This is a genomic window from Oxalobacteraceae bacterium OTU3CINTB1 (assembly GCA_024123955.1).
Taxonomy (GTDB): domain Bacteria; phylum Pseudomonadota; class Gammaproteobacteria; order Burkholderiales; family Burkholderiaceae_D; genus Rugamonas.
In genome coordinates, this window is record CP099652.1 from 2,860,532 (window position 1) to 2,877,840 (window position 17,309).

A 17,309-nucleotide genomic window follows, 5' to 3' on the forward strand; every position below is an offset into this window, starting at 1 on the left:
ATGACTAAAAACCCGCTCCAAACCGGCCTGCTTGGCGTCCCTTACCGCAGCCCGCAGCAGGTGCGCGAAGACCTGTTGGCGCGTCGCGAGATCGCGCTGCTCGACGTGCGCGAGGAAGACCCGCACGCACAGGCACACCCGCTGTTCGCCGCCAACCTGCCGTACGGCCGCATCGAACTCGATGCCTACGCCAAGCTGCCGCGCCGTGATGTGCCCATCGTCGTACTGGATGGCGGTGAGGGCCTGGCCGTATCCGCCGCCAGCCGCCTGCGGCAGTTGGGCTACACCGACGTCTCGCTGCTCGCCGGAGGCGTCGCAGGCTGGCAGGCCGCCGGGGGCGAATTGTTCCGCGACGTGAATGTGCCCAGCAAAGCCTTCGGCGAACTGGTGGAGGCGAAGCTTCACACGCCATCGCTGTCGGCGCCGGAGGTGAAGGCGCTGATCGACGGCGGCAAGGATATCGTCATCCTCGATGCGCGCCGTTACGACGAGTACCAGACCATGAGCATTCCCGGCAGCTTCAGCGTTCCCGGCGCGGAGCTGGCGCTGCGCGCGCGCGAGCTGGCGCCGAACCCGAAGACACAAATTATCGTCAACTGCGCCGGCCGCACCCGCAGCATCATCGGCACGCAATCGCTGATTAACGCCGGAATTCCCAATCCGGTTGCTGCGCTGCGCAACGGCACGATCGGCTGGACTTTGGCGCGCCAAAAACTGGAACACGGCCAGTCGCGAAGCTATCCGCCGGCGTCCGATAACAACCGCCTGACCGCCGCCGACGACGCCAGATCGCTGGCTGACCGCACCGGTGTGCGCCGCCTCGATCGCGCGGGACTGGACCAACTGCGGGCCGACGCCGCCCGCACCACCTATCTGTTCGATGTGCGCGGTCCGGCGGAATTCCGCGACGGCCGCCTGCCTGGCTTCCGCTCCGCGCCGGGAGGCCAGCTTGTGCAGGAGACCGAACAGTTTGCGCCGGTGCGCGGCGCCCGCATTGTGCTGGCCGACAGCGACGGTGTGCGCGCCAACCTCACCGCGCATTGGCTGGCTCAAATGAACCACGAGGTCTATGTGGTCGACGGGCTGCAAGCCGCCGACTTCAATGTGGCGGAGGCATGGACCGACGAACTTCCGCCGCATCCCGAAGTACGCGAGATCGGCACGGAGGCACTTGCGCAATGGCTCGCCGAGGCGCCGGAGGAAACGGTGCTGCTGGACTTCACCTCAGGTGTCAATTATCAAAAGCGTCATATTCCCGGCGCATGGTTCGCGCTGCGCTCCGAATTGCCGGCGATCGTATCTAAGCTTTCGCCCGGCGCCAAACGGTTTGTGCTCACCTGCGGCAGCAGCCTGCTAGCGCGTTATGTCGCCGGCGACCTGCACGCGCTGACCGATCTGCCGATACGCGTACTGACCGGCGGGACGACGGCATGGGCCGCCGTCGGACTGCCGCTGGAAGAGGGGCCGACGCGCCTGGCCTCGCCGCTGATCGACCGCTATCGCCGGCCTTACGAGGGAACCGATAATCAAGACGCGGCGATGCAGGCCTACCTGGATTGGGAGTTTGGCCTGGTCGAACAGCTCGCACGTGACGCCACACACGGGTTTGTGGTTTTCTGACTAATCTTCCTTGCAACAAGCGCAACGCGATGCGTCACTTAATGGATGCATGCGTTGCGTTTTGGTTGCGGCGCAGCGTAAATTTCCTCATTGTTGTCTTGTGGTAACAGGGTTCCGGTATACTTAAATGTAGCCGAGCAACAATCGAATCTTTTAACACTTTTATGAGAAAAGTCACCATGACTATTACCAAGCGCTTGATTCTGACCCTGTCATTGGCGCTACTCGCGCTGATCTTTGTCGGCTTCACCGGCCTGAATCAGTTGTCGCGCGCCCAAGCGCGGCTGGACCTGGTGCAAACCCGTTTAGTCCCGAGCATCGCTGGCCTGAACGAGGCCAAAGGCTACCTCGCCGACAGCCGCCTGGCCGGCTATCGTCTCTCGGTGTTCTCCAACCTGACGGATAAAACGGCGCTCGACAAGGCGTACAACGAGGCCCACGCCAAGTTCGATACCGTCATCGCGACGTATGAGAAAGAACGCATCTTCGACGACACCGACCGCAAGCTGCTGGAGGCCGACAAGGCCAACATGGCAGCCTATCGCCAGGCGCTGATCCCGTTCCTGGCCGGCGCCCACGCCGGCGACATGGATGCGGTGCGCGCCACGCTGATGCCCGGCACGCCGCTGGCCGTGACGGCCGGCGCGCTGAAAAAAGGCTTCGACGACCACATCGCCTATAACAATAAGCTGAGCGACGATATCCGTACCGAGAGCGGCGCAGCGTATTCCTTCGCTTTCCGCCTGATGCTGTCGGTGATCGTGCTTGGCCTGCTGGTGACCGGCGCGCTGGCATGGCAGCTCTATAGCATCATCAAGAGCAGCCTTGAAAGCATCCGCAGCACCCTGGTCAATGTCAGCCAGACGCTGGACCTGACCCAGAAAATCCCGGTCCAGCGCATGGACGAAATCGGTCACACCGCGGTCGCCTTCAACAAGCTGCTGGAGCAGATCGCCGGCGTGATCGACACCGTGCGCGCCGCCACCAGCGCGGTCGGCACGGCCTCGCAGCAGATCGCATCGGGCACCGGCGACCTGTCGAACCGTACCTCGTCGCAGGCGGCCTCGCTCGAGGAAACCGCCGCCAGCATGGAGCAATTGACGTCCACGGTCGGCCAGAACGCCGATAACGCGCGCCAGGCCAACCAGCTGGCACGGTCGGCTTCCGACGTCGCGGCGCAGGGCGGCAGCGTGGTCGAGCAGGTCGTCGTGACCATGGGTTCGATCAACGAATCGTCGCGCAAGATCGTCGACATCATCTCGGTCATCGACGGCATCGCCTTCCAGACCAACATCCTGGCGTTGAACGCGGCGGTCGAAGCGGCACGTGCCGGTGAACAGGGCCGCGGCTTCGCGGTCGTGGCGACCGAAGTGCGCAATCTGGCGCAGCGTTCGGCGGCGGCGGCGAAAGAGATCAAGGCGCTGATCGACGACTCGGTCGAAAAAGTCGGTTCCGGCACCAAGCTGGTCGAGCAGGCCGGTTCGACGATGAACGAAGTCGTCTCCAGCATCAAGCAGGTGACCGACATCGTCGGCGAAATCAGCGCCGCCACGCAAGAGCAGAACGATGGCATCGCCCAGGTGCACCAGTCGATCACGCAGATGGACGAGACCACGCAGCAGAATTCGGCCTTGGTGGAGCAGACCGCTGCCGCCGCGCAGACCCTGCGCGACCAGGCGGATGCACTGGAGCGTGTGGTCAGCGCGTTCACGATCGGCGCGCAGCAGGTTGGCTACACGCCGCCGCCGGCGCGCCCCGCCGTGCGCAGCGCGCCGGTGGCGAAGAAGCTGCCTCCGAAGCCGGTTGTAAAGGCCGCCGCCAAGCCATTGGCGTCCCCTGCGCAGAAGGCCAAGACCACCGCTGCCGCGACGTCGAGCGGCGAGTGGGAAGAGTTCTGACCGGGGTAGGCTTTTAATTTGGCGGACGACGTGATTTTGTTGTCCGCGCTACAATCGGGAACCAACGCGCCACCTTGCCGTGGCGCGTTTCACGTTCTGGAGGGTAGCCATGAATCACAATCGTTTAGGAAAATCAGGTTTGCGCGTGCCGGAGCTCAGTTTTGGCACGGCGACTTTTGGAGGGGGCAACGACTTCTTCAAAGCCTGGGGCAACACCGATGCCGGCGGCGCTACGCGCCTGATCGATGTCTGCCTTGAACACGGCGTGTCGATGTTCGACACCGCCGACGTTTATTCGGATGGCCTGGCCGAGGAAGTGCTGGGCCAAGCCATCAAGGGCAAGCGCAATCGCCTGCTCATCTCCACCAAAGTCACGTTCCCCACCGGCGACGGCGCCAACGATTTCGGCTCCTCGCGCCAGCATTTGATCGATGCCGTCGACAAGTGCCTGAAGCGGCTGGGCGTCGAGCATATCGACCTGCTGCAGCTGCACGGCCAGGACGACAACACCCCGGTCGAAGAGACGCTGTCCACCTTGGACCAGCTGGTCCGCGATGGCAAGGTGCGCTACATCGGCGGCTCCAATTTCTCCGGCTGGCACATGATGAAATCGCTGGCGGTGTCGGACCGCTACGGCTATCCGCGCCACGTCGCCCACCAGGTCTACTACTCGCTGCTGAACCGCGACTATGAATGGGAGCTGATGCCGCTGGCCGAGGATCAGGGTGTCGGCGCGATGGTCTGGAGTCCGCTGGGGTGGGGCAAGCTGACTGGCAAGATCCGGCGCGGGCAGCCCGCCAAGCCGGGCACCCGCGCGCACGATATCGCCGGCACCGGCCCGCATTTCGAGGACGAGCGCCTGTTCCGCATCATCGACGCGCTGGACGTGGTGGCCGAACAAACCGGCAAGACCGTGCCGCAAGTGGCCCTGAACTGGCTGCTGGGGAAGAAGACCATCTCCAGCGTCATCATCGGCGCGCGCGACGAACAGCAACTGATCGATAACATCGGCGCCACCGGCTGGCGTTTGAGCGCGGAGCAGAACGCGTTGCTGGAAGCGGCCAGCGACGTGTCGCCGGCCTATCCGGTGTGGCACCAGCGCGGCTTCCCGATGCTGAACGAGCGCGCGGGTTGATTAGAAGGTTTTGATCAGCGTCGCCCGCAGCGAGCGCGATTCGATGGGGTGGAAGTGGATGTCGGTCACCGGCTCCGCTTCGCCCTTCAACTGCGAAGCGTAGTAGTAATCGATGGCGGAATCGCGGCGGTTGGTCAGGTTGAACGCCTCCAGTTCCAGCGACAGGTCCCTGGCGATCTTCCAGCCCAGCCGGCCGTTCAAGGTCATGCTGGAATTGGAGCGTACGCTGTTATCCTCGATCAGCGGACGCGGACCGAAGTAGCGCAACTTCAGCGAGCCGGAAAACGGCCCGCCATTATCTACCGTCACCGCCAGCTGGCCGGTGCCCTCGATCGCTCCGGCGATGCGGTTGCCATCCGCCGCATCGCCGCGTGTGCGCGCACGCGCATAAGCCAAATCCAGATCGACCGACAGCCATTTGAGCGGCTTGTAGTAGTTCGAGAATTCCACGCCGTAGCGGCGGCTTGGCGGACCCGCCTCGGTGGTGCCGGCGTCGCCGACGAAGGTCAGCTCGGAATCGAAATCCAGACGATACAACGACAGTGACGATTGAAGGCCTGGCAGCCAGGTGCTGCGCGCACCCAGTTCCATGCCGCGCGACCGCACCAGCGGCGAGACTTTGTCCGTCGCCAGCCCGGTCTTCGGATCGATGCGGATCGTGGTGCCGCGTGCGTCGTTGCTGTGGAACCCAGTGCCGATATTGGCGTACAGCTCGGCCGTCTTCCACGGTCCGTAGATAACACTCAGGCTGGGGCTGACGAGGTGGTCGTTGGCAGTGCCGGAATTGGCCGCCAGGTCGCTGCCGACATCGAAGCGGTAGCCGTCGATACGCGCGCCCGCGACCGTGCGCCAGGCGTCGTTCCAGCGCGTGCTGTTCTCGGCAAACATCCCTGCGCTGGATTCGACGATGTGGTCCTTTCGCGTGGTGGAAATCCGCTGGCGCGCCTGCGTGTTGTACAAACCATTGAAGATATTATCGATCTGCAGTTGCAAACCGACGGTGGTTTCGCTGTTCCAGCCGTCGCCGTGCTGGTGCCAGCTGTGGCTCGCATTCAGGCCGCTGGTCACCCGCTTGTCCGGTTGCGCGAACTGGTCGCCCCGCACCGGATCGTCCATGAAGTAAGTGAAGTTGGAGAACAGATCCAGCTGGTTGGCGATGATGTAGGCGTTGACCTTGGAGGAGCTGTCCTGCGTCGTGCGGCGCCATGCGCCGGAGAGGCTGTAGCGGTGCGCCGCGCCGCCGTCGGTCGGGTCGATGGCGCCATAGCGGCCGATCTGGCCGTCGCGCACAGCACGCAGCGGGATCTGGTCGGTGGCGTTCCAGTCCGCGCGATACGCCATCAGGCTGACATTGAAGCCGTTGTTGGCGTAGCCTTCGCTGTAGCGCAGCACGGCGTTGAGCTTTTGATAGTTGTCCGGGTTTTCATACGGGCCGTCGTTGTGCAGCACTTCCAGCGCGTACAGCAGGCTGCCGCGCGGCAGTTCCACGGAATCCGCGAGCAGCGCGCGTCCATAGCCGTTCTGGCCGGCCGAGACGCTCGCCAGGCCTTGCGTCAGCCGGTTCGCGTACACCACCGACGCCGTGCCGGCGGAGGCGAAGTCGCCTTCCTCGGCGGAGTAGGGGCCTTTTTTGTAATCGAGCCGCACCGCCAGTTCCGGTATCAGGAAATTGAGATCGGTCCAACCCTGGCCGTGAGCGTGGCTGCGCTGGTTGACGGGCATGTCGTCGACCGTGGTGCGCAGGTCGGTGCCGTGGTCCAGATTGAAGCCGCGCAGGTAAAACTGGTTGGCCTTGCCCTCGCCGCTATGCTGGCTGACGATAAGGCCTGGCATTGCTTCGAGCAGTTCGCCGGGACGGTAGACGGTGCGCGCGGCCAGCTCCTTTTGCGACACGCTGCCCGCGCTGGCCGCATCGGCCAGGCCAAGCTGGTTGGCGCGCGAGCCGTCGATGGTCACTCTTTGCAGCAGGTCGTCGGCGTGGACAGGAGACTGGAAGGCGATCGCCGCCAGCATCACGGGAAGCAGCCGCTTAGCGGGCGGTTTGATCGATGCTGTCTTGATCGAAAATGAGGGTTTGGATGGCGCCATCTGTTTGCAGGTTCACTGTATTCTTTTGCGAAGGCAGGAAGTCTATCAGCAGGGCGTTGTGAATGCGAGTGCCGGGTTTGAGTTTCGTGCCGGCGATCTCCTGGAAGATGACGACGCTGTCGGCGTCCGCTTTCACGCCGACCCATTGCAGCGGCAGGCGTTTGTTATCCGGACCGGCAAGCTGGAACTGCTTTTCGACGTAGCGGCGCAGCGGCTGTTCGCTGTCCGCCTGGCCCAGGTCGAAACTGCGGCCGTACAGATTGGTGAGCAGGGTGGAGACGTCGTGCGACGTGTAGGTGTGCACGATCTCCGTATTGCCGGTGCGGTCGTTGTAGCTGATATCGGCTATGCCCATGTGAAAATTATGGGCGCCGGCCACCGTGCAGGCGAGTGCCAGCACGGCGGCCGTCAACGAGCGTAAGGCGCGCAGCGTCATTCGCCCGCCGCGTCCTTATGGTCATCTTCCTTGCCGTCTTCTTTGCCGGTGGACTTGTCGCCTTTGGTTTTGAGCGGCGTATTAAAGTCGCGCATCAGGTTGTTGCGGTCACGTTGGGTCTTGAACAACTCCACGCGCGACTGCGTCAGCTTGCGCGGCCAGGCGTTGTTGCTGGTGTCGATATCGGCGGTTTCCCAATACGGGTCCTGCACCAGGCCGACCATCGGCTCGTCGGTGACGATCAATTTGGTGATCTTCTTCGGCGAGAAGCGCCATACTTCGGCTGGAACGCGCTCGATGTACTTCTTGCCGCTCTTGAGTTCAATTTCCAGCACCAGCGGCATGACCAGGCCACCGACGTTCGAGAAGTCCACCAGGTACAGGTGCTTGCCCTGATCGAGCAGCTTCTTCTCCCATGGCTCCAGTTTTTCGATCGCCTCGGCGTAGCTGTTGCGGTCCTTGTTGGTGACGGTGAATTCGTCATGCTCGTTGTAGAAGTCCTTGAGCTCCGGATGGCTGTCCAGGCGCTTGGGCATCGTCTTGTTCAACTGCTGCGACACCGAAACCGGCTCCGCCTCTTTCTGCGCCTTCTTCCAGGCCTTTTCCTTTTCCGGGTCCTTGGTGCTCACGCCGTATTCGCTGATGCCGTCGACGCTGATGTCCACCGCGTCGGTGGTATAGAACCAGCCGCGCCAGAACCAGTCCAGATCCGTCCCGGAGGCGTCTTCCATCGTGCGGAAGAAATCGGCCGGGGTGGGGCGCTTGAACTTCCAGCGGCTGGCGTACTCCTTGAAGGCGTAGTCGAACAACTCGCGTCCCAGGATGGTCTCGCGCAGGATATTGAGCGCGGTGGCCGGTTTGGCGTAGGCGTTGTTCCCGAACTGAAGCAGCGACTCCGAGTTGGTCATGATCGGCACCTGGTTCTTGCTGCGCATGTAGTCGACGATGTTGCGCGGCTCGCCGCGGCGCGACGGGTAGTTTTGTTCCCACGCCTGCTCGGCCAGATACTGCACGAAGGTGTTCAGGCCTTCATCCATCCAGGTCCACTGGCGCTCATCCGAGTTGATGATCATCGGGTAGTAGTTGTGGCCCACCTCGTGGATGATCACGCCGATCAGGCCATACTTGGTCTGCTGCGACCAGGTCAGCGCGCCGGTCTTTTTGTCCTTGGTCGGACGCGGGCCGTTGAACGAGATCATCGGATATTCCATGCCGCCCACCGGGCCGTTGACGGAGATCGCCGCAGGGTAGGGATAGTCGAAGCTGTACTTGTTGTACTGCTCGATGGTATGGATGATGGCCTGGGTGCTGTACTGGCCCCACAGTGGATTGCCTTCCTTCGGATAGTAGGACATCGCCATCACGTTGGTGCCGTCCTTCTTGTAGCCTTGCGCGTCCCAGATGAACTTGCGGCTCGACGCCCACGCGAAGTCGCGTACGTTGGCGGCCTTGTAGTGCCAGGTCTTGGTGGCGGTGCTGACGGATTTCTCGGCCTTCTCCGCTTCCTCCTGGGTGACGATGAGCACCGGCTTGGTGGCGGTCTTCGCCTTGGCCAGGCGGTCGCGCTGCGCTGCGCTCAGTACCTCGCCGGGATTTTGCAGGTCGCCGGTGGAGGCGACCACGTGGTCGGCCGGCACGGTCAACTGCACGTCGTAATCGCCGAATTCCAGCGTGAACTCGCCGGCGCCCAGGAACTGCTTGTGCTGCCAGCCCGTCACGTCGTAGTAGGCGGCCATGCGCGGGAACCATTGGGCGATCTCGAACAGGTCGTTCTTGTCTTCCTCGAAGCTCTCGTAGCCGGACCGCCCGCCGAGCACCTTCTGCTCGTTGATGTTGTAGGACCAGTCGATATTGAAGGCGTAGCTCTGGCCCGGCTTCAAGGGCGTCGGCAGGTCGATGCGCATCATCGTGCGGTTGATGACGTATTTCAGCGGCTGGCCGCCAGCGCTCACGCTCTTGATCTTGAAGCCGCCGTCGAAGTCGCGGCCAGCCAGTACGCCGCGCAGGCCTTCGAACTTGTAGCTGTCGTCAGGCGTCGCCGGCTTGGCCCACGCCTCGCGCGACGGCTGCGTCATCATCAGACGCGCGTCGGAGTCTTTTTTGTAGATGTTCTGGTCCAGCTGCACCCACAGGTAGCTGAGCGTATCGGGAGATTTGTTGTGGTAGCGGATTTGCTCGCTGCCGGTGAGCGAGCGTTTGGCTTCGTCCAGCGTCGCGCGGATGGTGTAGTCCGCGCGCTGCTGCCAGTAAGCGGCGCCAGGGGCGCCGGAGGCGGTGCGGTAGGTGTTTGCGCTGGGGAGAACCTCGTCCAGCTGGCGGAACTTGTCATCGAAAGGCTCCGCCGCAAATGCGGATACCGTAAAGCAAATGGCGACGAAGCCGAATGTTTTGCGCATATTCTGTGTTCCTGATCTTAGTCAGAAGAAAAGGAACTAGTGTATAGCAAGTTTTCAAAGTATCACCGGCAGATACAATAAAATACAATCGATGATACGGTTTATATTATTTACTTAAACCGTCTTCGTCGCCGCCCGCGCCGGTCAGTGCTTTTTCTGCATCTCGGCGTCCTGGAACTGGAAGCGGGCGTCGTCGGTGGCGGTGACGGCGCGCGACGTCGCGTCCAGGTGCATCAGGCGGGAACCCGCGCCGTTGCTCGCTTGCGGCCATTCCGGCAGGCCAGCGCCATTCGGATTGCCGGTCTTGATGAAGTTGGCGAAGTAGCCTTGCATCACGGTCGACAGCGCGCGGTCGTCGCCGGTCCATGCATACACTTTATTCAGGTTCAGGTTACCCAAGGCGTATTCGATTTCGGCCGAGTGGGCGGCGCCGGGGTCGCCGGGACGCGGGCGGCTGTAGTAATAACGATACACCGGTTTGCCGCTGGTGCGCGCGTGCGTGTCGATCCACTTCCAGGTGCCGTAGACAATGAAGCCGTCGCTGGCCAGGTCGGTCGCCGCCTGCTTCACGTCGCCGGGGTAGGCGACGCGCGCGGCGCCGGCCCGCTCGCCGTAGAATTTTTTCAACGCGGCGTTGAAGTTTTCCTCGGTTGGCTCGGCGTCTTCCAGCACCCGTTTATAGTCGCTCTCGTGCGAGTTCCAGCCGGCCAGCAGCGGCACTTTGGCCTGTTCGCCGGCGGCGTACATCGCGCCCGGTGCGCGTGGCAGGACATAGCCGTCCTGCGTCGCGCTGAACCAAGGGGCTCCAGGCTGGCGCAGCGTCTCGAGCAGCTGCTGCGCCGGCAGCGCGCGCAGCGCGGCCAGGGTCGGCGCGCCGATCTTCTCGGCGAAGGCGGCGCCGGTCTTCTCAGCCTCGGCCAGCGGAGGAGGCGGGTGCATGCCGAGCAGCGAGCCGCTTTCGCCGATGGCGCCGGCGATCAATCCCTTCGACAGCGGCGTAATCATCTGCGCGCTGACCGACCAGGAGCCGGCCGATTCGCCGGCGATCGTCACGCGCGCCGGGTCGCCACCAAAGGCCGCGATATTATTCTTGACCCATTTCAGCGCCGCCGCCTGGTCCATCAGGCCGTAATTGCCGGATGCCTTGTGGGGCGACTCGGCGCTCAATTCCGGGTGCGCCAAAAAGCCGAACACGTTGAGGCGGTAATTGACGGTCAGTGTGACGATGCCCTTGGCGGCCATGGACTCGCCGTCGTAGCGCGGCTCGGAGCCGTCGCCGGCGGCAAAGCCGCCGCCGTAGAAGTACACCAGCACCGGCAGCTTCTCCTTCGGCGATTTGGCCGGCGTCCAGACGTTCAGATACAGGCAGTCTTCGCTCACGCCATCGGAGCGGAACACCATGTCGCCGAACAGCGGCAGCTGCATCGCGCGCGGGCCGAAATGGTCCGCTTTGCGCACGCCTTTCCACTTCTGCGCCGGCTGCGGCGCCTTCCAGCGCAAATCGCCCACCGGTGGCGCGGCGAACGGAATGCCTTTATAGGATGTCACGCCGGACGCCTCCAGCGTGCCTTGCACCACGCCGGTGGCGGTGGTGGCGCGCGGCGCGCTGGACGTCGCGGCGTACGCTGTGAGTGAAGAGGCGAAAACGCCGGAGGCGATCAGCAGCAAACCGAATTTATTCATGTCTTTTTGGGTCAAAAAGGAAGGAGTGGCAACTATAGCTGGAAGCCCTTCCATTGGCGAACGATTTTCGATTTCGCGACCGTCGGCCAAGGTGCGCTAGCGAACATACATTGCGTTTAGGCATTGTTAGGATGGCTTATCGAGCTCATCGAACTCATCGAACTCATCAACAAAGAGGTAAACATGGCAAACGCAAAACAGGTACTGGTCGTCGACGACAACGTCGATGTGGTGGAGTCGTTATCGGCGCTGCTGCAGTGCCACGGCTACGAGACGTCGGCCGCGCATAACGGCTACGAGGCCTGCGACTCGGTGCGCGACGGCATGCCGAAGGCGATCATCATGGATTTGGGGATGCCGTGGATGGACGGTTTCGGCGCGGTGCGGGCGATTCGCCGCATGCCAGGCACGCAGGCCTTGCCGATTATTGCGTTGAGTGGCTCCGCCGACAGCGACTCGGCGCGCAAGGCGATGGCGGCCGGCTTCAGCCACCATTTTTCGAAGCCGCTCAATTTCGAGCATTTGAATCAGTACCTGGCCAGCCTCAATTAAAGCAGAGATACGTAGGGCGGATTAGCCGGAACGGCGTAACCCGCCACGAGCCGCCCGCAGCTTAACGCAAGGTCTCGGTCAGAACCCGGCCTTCGGCGCCGGACGGCGGCCGAACGCGCAGGATGTTGGCGAGGGTCGGCGCGATGTCGACAACTTCCGCATACTGGCCGTAGTTGCCCGGCTTGATCCAGCGCTTACCCATGATCAGCAACGGCACATTGGTGTCGTACGCGTACGGCGAGCCGTGCGTGGTGCCGGTGTCGCCGTAGCCGAAGTACCAGTATGGCTTGGTGATCACCATCAGGTCGCCCGATGATTCACGGTTCCACGCCCGGCGCATCAAGGTGGCGATGCGCGTGCCTTGCACGGCGCCGCTCTCGAACTGCGTGCGGGTAAAGACGTCCGCGATGCCTTTTTGCTGCAGCAGGAATTGCGCGGCGGCGTTTTCCACGTCCGCGCGGCGCAGGCCGCTCTTGTCGATCTGCGCGTAGTCCAGGTGGATGTTAGGCAGCGACCATGCGGTCAGCAGCTTGGCGCCGCCGAATTTATCCGACAGATACTGGCCCATATCCTTCATCAGCTGATCGCCCTTGATGCGCTGCGCGTCCAGATGGCGCGACTGCGAGAATTCGGCCGTGTTGGCGAATCCATGGTCGGCCGTCAGCACCACCAGCACATTGTCCATCCCCACCCGTTTGTCGAGGTAGTTGAAGAACTGCCCCAGCATGCGGTCGACCCGCTGCAGGTGGTCGTGCGACAGCTTGCTCTCCGGGCCGAAGGCGTGGTTGACGTAATCGTGCGCCGACAGGCTCACGCCCAGCAGGTCCGGCACCCCGGACGGATTGCGCCCGAGGTTTTCGCCTTCGATCGCGGCCCGCGCGAAGTCCAGCGTCAGCTGGTCGAGGAACGGACCGGTTTTCAGGTTGTTGTAGTAGCCGGAATCGACCTGGCCGCTCTCGCTGTAGTAGGTGTAGGGCAGGCGGTTGTGGCCACCCGGCTTGGCCGGGGTCAGTTCCTCGCTGGCGTCGCCGGCGTAGGCCGCTTCCGGCAGCAGCGGCGCCCACGCCTTGCCGTAGTAGCGGTCCTGCGGCTTGGTCGCCTGGTACGCCTGCACCCACGCCGGGTGCGACTTCATATAAAAGGTGCTGCTGGCGAAATTGCCGGTTTGTTCCATGTACATGTACGCGGTGCCGGTTTTACCGGCCAGCAGAATCGCGCCACGGTCCTTGCCCGAGACGGCGACGACCTTGCTGCGGTCGCCCGTGGCGTAGCGCAGCTGGTCGCCCAGCGTGTCGACCCGCAGCCTGGTCGGCGCGGTGCCGTCGCTCGGATCGGTGTGCTCGCCGATGTAGGTGTAGTTGGTGTCCTCGGTGCAGTACACCGATTTTTTGGTGACCGGATCGATCCAGTTATTGCCGATGATGCCGTGGACGTAGGGGTAGGCGCCGGTCAGCACGGCGCTGTGGCCGATCGCGGTGACGGTCACGCCGTGCGCCTGGTGCGCGTTGCTGAACGACGCGCCCTGGTCCAGCAGGCGGCGGAAGCCGCCCTCGCCGAATTGGTCGCGGTAGCGCTGCACCTGTTCATTCGGCAGCCCGTCGATCACCAGCACCACGACCAGCTTGGGCTGGGCGTTGGCGGTGGTGGCCTTGGCGGCCGGCGCGGCGATGGCGCCGGCGTGTAAGGCGAAACAGGCACTCGCGATCGCGAGTACGGGCAGGGACAATTTCTTCGTCATGTTGGTTCGTCGTCAGGTGGGAAGGTTAGCAAAAGCGTTTGGCGAAACCGCATAGCCTATCATGCGCCCCGGTATGCTACATCATTCTTATGACGATGACGTGACAGGATTGAAGGCCGGGCTGCATCGAGCCGCGTGCCTTCAATCAGCCGCTGGCGGCAATCCCCCGACCGCTATGGCTGCGGGTCCCAACCCGCGCCGCCGTTCCAGGCGGAGAATACCAACGCGCGGTTGGCGAAACCGGCGGCGACATCCGATGCGCTCAATTGGAAGCCGCTTACGCGCGCAGCCAGGTTGACCGGATCGCCGGCCAGGGTGGTGGTTCCGTATTCGCGCCAGCCGCTGGCCGCCGTCGGGGTCACCGGATTGGGGGCAGGCTGGCCGTTAACACCCGCGCCGGCCCATCCCGCAGCGGCGACGTGGGTATCCATTCTGGTGTTAATGAAGGCGATGTTGTCCCACGTGGCGGTGCCGCCGGGACTGCGCGCCAGCCAGGTGGCGCCGTCCGGCACGTCGCCGTGCAGCGGGCCCGGACCGGGACCGTGCGTCAGGCGGCTGTTCAGAAAGACGAAACCCTTGTCGGTGGCGTTGGGCACGCGCGCTTGCAAAATGTAGCCGCCGCCGGTGGCGCTGGTGGTATCGCCGACGGAGCGGATTTCGCTTTCCTCGAACAGTGCCGCGCGGCTGCCGCCCCAGATGAAGTCCACGTTACCTGCGACCAGGCTGCGGTAGAACCAGGCGTAGCCCTTCAGGTTCAAGGTATCCTGTTCGCTGAAGAAGGCGGCGTTCTTCACCACCAGCCGGCCGTTGTCGCTGTTGAAGTAGATCGTCTCCGCCTGGGCCGAGATGGCGCTCGAGCGCAGCGTCGTGTTGCGCAGCGTGAGCGTGTCGAGGGTCAGCATGTCCGCCGCTTCCACCAGCATCACCGAGCGTCCGCCCGATGTCGCCGGGCTGTCGGGCGACTGGCTGCCGCCGGTGCCGCTATTCAGGCTGTCGTAATTGGTGTACTGGATGACGGCTCCGTCGCGGCTTTCGCCGACGATGGCGACGTTGTTCTTGCCTCGAAGGTAAAGCAGTTCCGTGTAGGTGCCGTTGCGCACCGTGATGGTCAGCGGATCGTCGGCCGCCACATCCTTCATCGCATAATTGAGCGCCGCCTGCACGGTGGCGAAGTCGGCGTCCTCGGTGGCGCCCACGGTCACGCCGGCGCTGCCCGGCGCCGGTCCCGCCGCGCGGGTGGTGAACGACCAGTCACCCAGCTTGCCGATGCCGACGAACGGAATGCCGCCCAGCGAGGCGCCGGTGAACACGCCGTTGGAGATGGCGACATAGTACTCCGTGCCGTATTCAAGCTTGTTGCTATGCGGTTTGATGGTTGCCGTGTTGCCGCTGATGGTGATCGGCGTGGTGTTGACCTTGCGGACCGCCGCCTGTCCGGCGTAGCCCAGCGTATCGGTCTCGCCGGACAGGCGGATGACATCGACCAGCGCGTCGTCGGCCTTGCGGAAGATGCGGATGCTGCCGCCCGCGCCCAAGGTCGGCGGGGTGTCGAAGGTCAGCTTGAGCGCGGCGTCGACGTGGGCCCATGGCGCGGCGGCCGCCGGCTGCGTGGCGCCGTTCAGCGGGTAGGCTTGCGACGGCTGCACGAACTGCGGGCTGATGGTGGCCGCGATGGTCCGCTGCAGCGTGGCGTCCGAGCCGCTGGTGACGGTGATGGTGGCGGTACCCGCGCCGACCGGCGTGATGGTCAAGGTACCGCCGCTGCTGGCGACGGCGGCCACGCCAGGCTTGCTGGAGGTGGCGGCGAAGGTGTCCGCCGTGCCGTCCGGCTTGACGGCGTTGACGTTGACGGTGAACGGCGTGTCGCCCACCTCGGCGATGTAGTTCAGCGAGGCCGGATTGAGCGTCAGCTGCGCGGGCTTGAGCGATGGATCGCCGATGCGCACGTCGTCGATCTGGAACGACTTGTTGGTGGTGTACAGGCCGACCAGGCCGCGCTCCGCGAACGACGCGTCGGTGACGGTGCCCAGCGCCTCGCCGTCCAGGTAGACTGTCAGCGAGGTGCCGATCATCTCGAAGCGCACCGTGTAGAACTGGGCGTCCATCAGGATAGGCTTGCGCGCCTGTTTGGGCCGCGACAACGTGGCGTTGAGCATGCGCGCGATCTCCACCTGCGTGGTGGCGCTGGAGTTCTGCACATTCAGGCCGGCGCCGTACCAGTTGGCTGCGTCCTTGTAACGGGTGATCAGATACAGCTGCTTGTTGCCGGTGGTGCTGTTGGTCATCGGCTTGATGCGCGCCTCGACGTAGTAGTCCGCCGACGGCACCGCGCTCAACGCGGTTGGCTTGAGCAGGGCCAGCACGCCGCCGGTGGAGGCGGCGGTGTACTGCATCACCATGTTGGTCGCGCCGATGCTCTCGGCCTTGACGCTGAAGCTGCCGTTGGCGCCGGCGACCGGCAACAGGTTCCAGTTGGCGGTCCCGCCGCTCTGGAAGTCGTCGCAGAAGTAGAGGCCCGACGGCGGGCAGTTCAGCGTGACGGTGGTGTCGGGCGTGACATCGCCGCTGCCGTTGATGGTGGTCGTCAGCTTGCCGCCGCCGGCCTGCGCCAGGGCGTTGGCCTTGACCAGCGCCAGTGGACGCGCCGCATACGCATACGGCGCGGCGAAAGCGACGCCGTTCGGCACCGAGCAGCCGGCCAGCGCGGCGCCGTTGAGCGTCGATCCGGTGTCCTTGAAGGCGCCGGGGATGGTGCCGCCTATCGGTTCGATGACGTCGTCGCAGCGAACCGGCGTACCTGGGGCGCCGGCGATGTCGAACACATTGTTATGCGACAGGACCTGCGAAGCGTGGCCCACGCCGATCGAGTATTCGTGCGGGTACGCCGGGTTCGCCTTGCTGCCGACGAAGTAGTTGTTGAACATGTGGATCTGGCCATAGCGCACACGTGGCGCGCGGCTGACGATGTCGCGGAAGACGTTGTTGCTGAAGCTGACGCGCAGCTTGCCCGTGTCGGCCGGGTCGTTGTCGCTGGAGCCGATCAGGTTGTTTTTCCGGTGCTGGCCGAAGACGTTGTACGACACCGTCACATAGTCCGACGCCTTGGTGATGTCGACCGCGCCGTCGTGGCACTGCTTGATCTGGCCATTCTCGATCGGCAGCTTATCGTCGGTCATGGCGCCGTCGGTGAAGGTGTTGTGATCGATCCAGACGTGATCCGAGGTGGTCACGCCGATGGCGTCGAAGGCCGAATTCCAGTTGCCCAGGGCGCCGTCGTTCGGGTCCCAGATCGGGCCGACGTCGCAGGGATTGACGATCTTCAGGTTGCGCACGATGATCTGGGAGACCCCGGCGACGACGATATGGCCGTTGACGATGCCGGCGCCCGCGCCTTCGCCGATCAGGGTGGTGTTGCTGGGCAGGCGTATCAGGCCCCGGCTGGCCTGGTCGCCGGTGTTCGCGTATGGAACGCCTTCGCTCATGTCGATGGTCCCGCGCAGTTTGACGATCTTGGGAGTGGCGGCGCCGCGCCGCAGCGCCGCCAGCAGCTCGGCGCGATTGGTGGCGGTGTAGATCTGCGCCGGGATCGCGGCGGAACCGCCGATGGTGCCGCCGGCCTGGCCGGCGAAGCCGTCGGCCGGCGCGGTGTGCAGCGCGGGATCGATGGTGGCGGCGCCGGCTGCCATCAACGACAGCAGAATGGGGAGTGAACAGGACAGGCGTAACGCCGCCCTGAAGCGTGTCAGTTTCATGTGAAGCTCCT

10 protein-coding genes are annotated in these 17,309 nt (G+C 63.9%); 4 read left to right on the forward strand and 6 right to left on the reverse strand.

Annotated elements, in window-relative coordinates; translation table 11 throughout:
* From NHH73_12580 to NHH73_12590, 3 genes are all read left to right on the forward strand, one after another.
* A complete protein-coding gene (locus tag NHH73_12580) occupies positions 1-1,620 on the forward strand; it encodes a rhodanese-like domain-containing protein (protein ID USX29057.1) in 1,620 nt (539 codons plus the stop codon).
* A gap of 179 nt (positions 1,621-1,799) precedes the next feature.
* Positions 1,800-3,518, forward strand: a complete 1,719-nt coding sequence (locus tag NHH73_12585; GenBank protein USX29058.1) for a methyl-accepting chemotaxis protein — start codon at positions 1,800-1,802, stop codon at positions 3,516-3,518.
* Positions 3,519-3,627: 109 nt separating this feature from the next.
* A complete protein-coding gene (locus NHH73_12590) occupies positions 3,628-4,653 on the forward strand; it encodes an aldo/keto reductase (GenBank protein USX29059.1) in 1,026 nt (341 codons plus the stop codon).
* On the opposite strand, the gene NHH73_12595 is transcribed toward NHH73_12590, so the two are convergent.
* From NHH73_12595 to NHH73_12610, 4 genes are all read right to left on the reverse strand, one after another.
* Positions 4,654-6,741: a TonB-dependent receptor gene (locus tag NHH73_12595; GenBank protein ID USX29060.1), complete on the reverse strand. Its 2,088-nt coding sequence runs from the start codon at positions 6,739-6,741 to the stop codon at positions 4,654-4,656.
* Complete coding sequence (locus NHH73_12600) at positions 6,683-7,177, reverse strand: hypothetical protein (protein USX29061.1); 495 nt, start codon at positions 7,175-7,177, stop codon at positions 6,683-6,685. Before NHH73_12600 ends, NHH73_12595 begins: the two co-directional genes overlap by 59 nt.
* A complete protein-coding gene (locus NHH73_12605; GenBank protein USX29062.1) occupies positions 7,174-9,573 on the reverse strand; it encodes a M1 family metallopeptidase in 2,400 nt (799 codons plus the stop codon). The genes NHH73_12600 and NHH73_12605 overlap by 4 nt, the downstream gene beginning before the upstream one ends.
* 144 nt (positions 9,574-9,717) lie before the next feature.
* Positions 9,718-11,256 (reverse strand): carboxylesterase family protein, encoded by a 1,539-nt coding sequence (locus tag NHH73_12610; GenBank protein ID USX29063.1) that lies wholly within the window; start codon positions 11,254-11,256, stop codon positions 9,718-9,720.
* 183 nt (positions 11,257-11,439) lie between these two features.
* Here NHH73_12610 and NHH73_12615 point away from each other — a divergent pair, with 183 nt between their 5' ends.
* Entirely contained in the window at positions 11,440-11,808 is a 369-nt protein-coding gene (locus tag NHH73_12615; GenBank protein USX29064.1) for a response regulator, read from the forward strand.
* Between the two features lie 61 nt (positions 11,809-11,869).
* On the opposite strand, the gene NHH73_12620 is transcribed toward NHH73_12615, so the two are convergent.
* Both NHH73_12620 and NHH73_12625 read right to left on the reverse strand, forming a co-directional pair.
* Positions 11,870-13,546 carry an alkaline phosphatase family protein gene (locus tag NHH73_12620; protein ID USX29065.1) on the reverse strand — a complete coding sequence of 559 codons (1,677 nt, stop codon included), beginning with the start codon at positions 13,544-13,546 and terminating at the stop codon, positions 11,870-11,872.
* A 173-nt stretch (positions 13,547-13,719) separates the two neighbouring features.
* Positions 13,720-17,298 (reverse strand): pectinesterase family protein, encoded by a 3,579-nt coding sequence (locus NHH73_12625; GenBank protein USX29066.1) that lies wholly within the window; start codon positions 17,296-17,298, stop codon positions 13,720-13,722.
* Between the last annotated feature and the right edge of the window lie 11 nt (positions 17,299-17,309).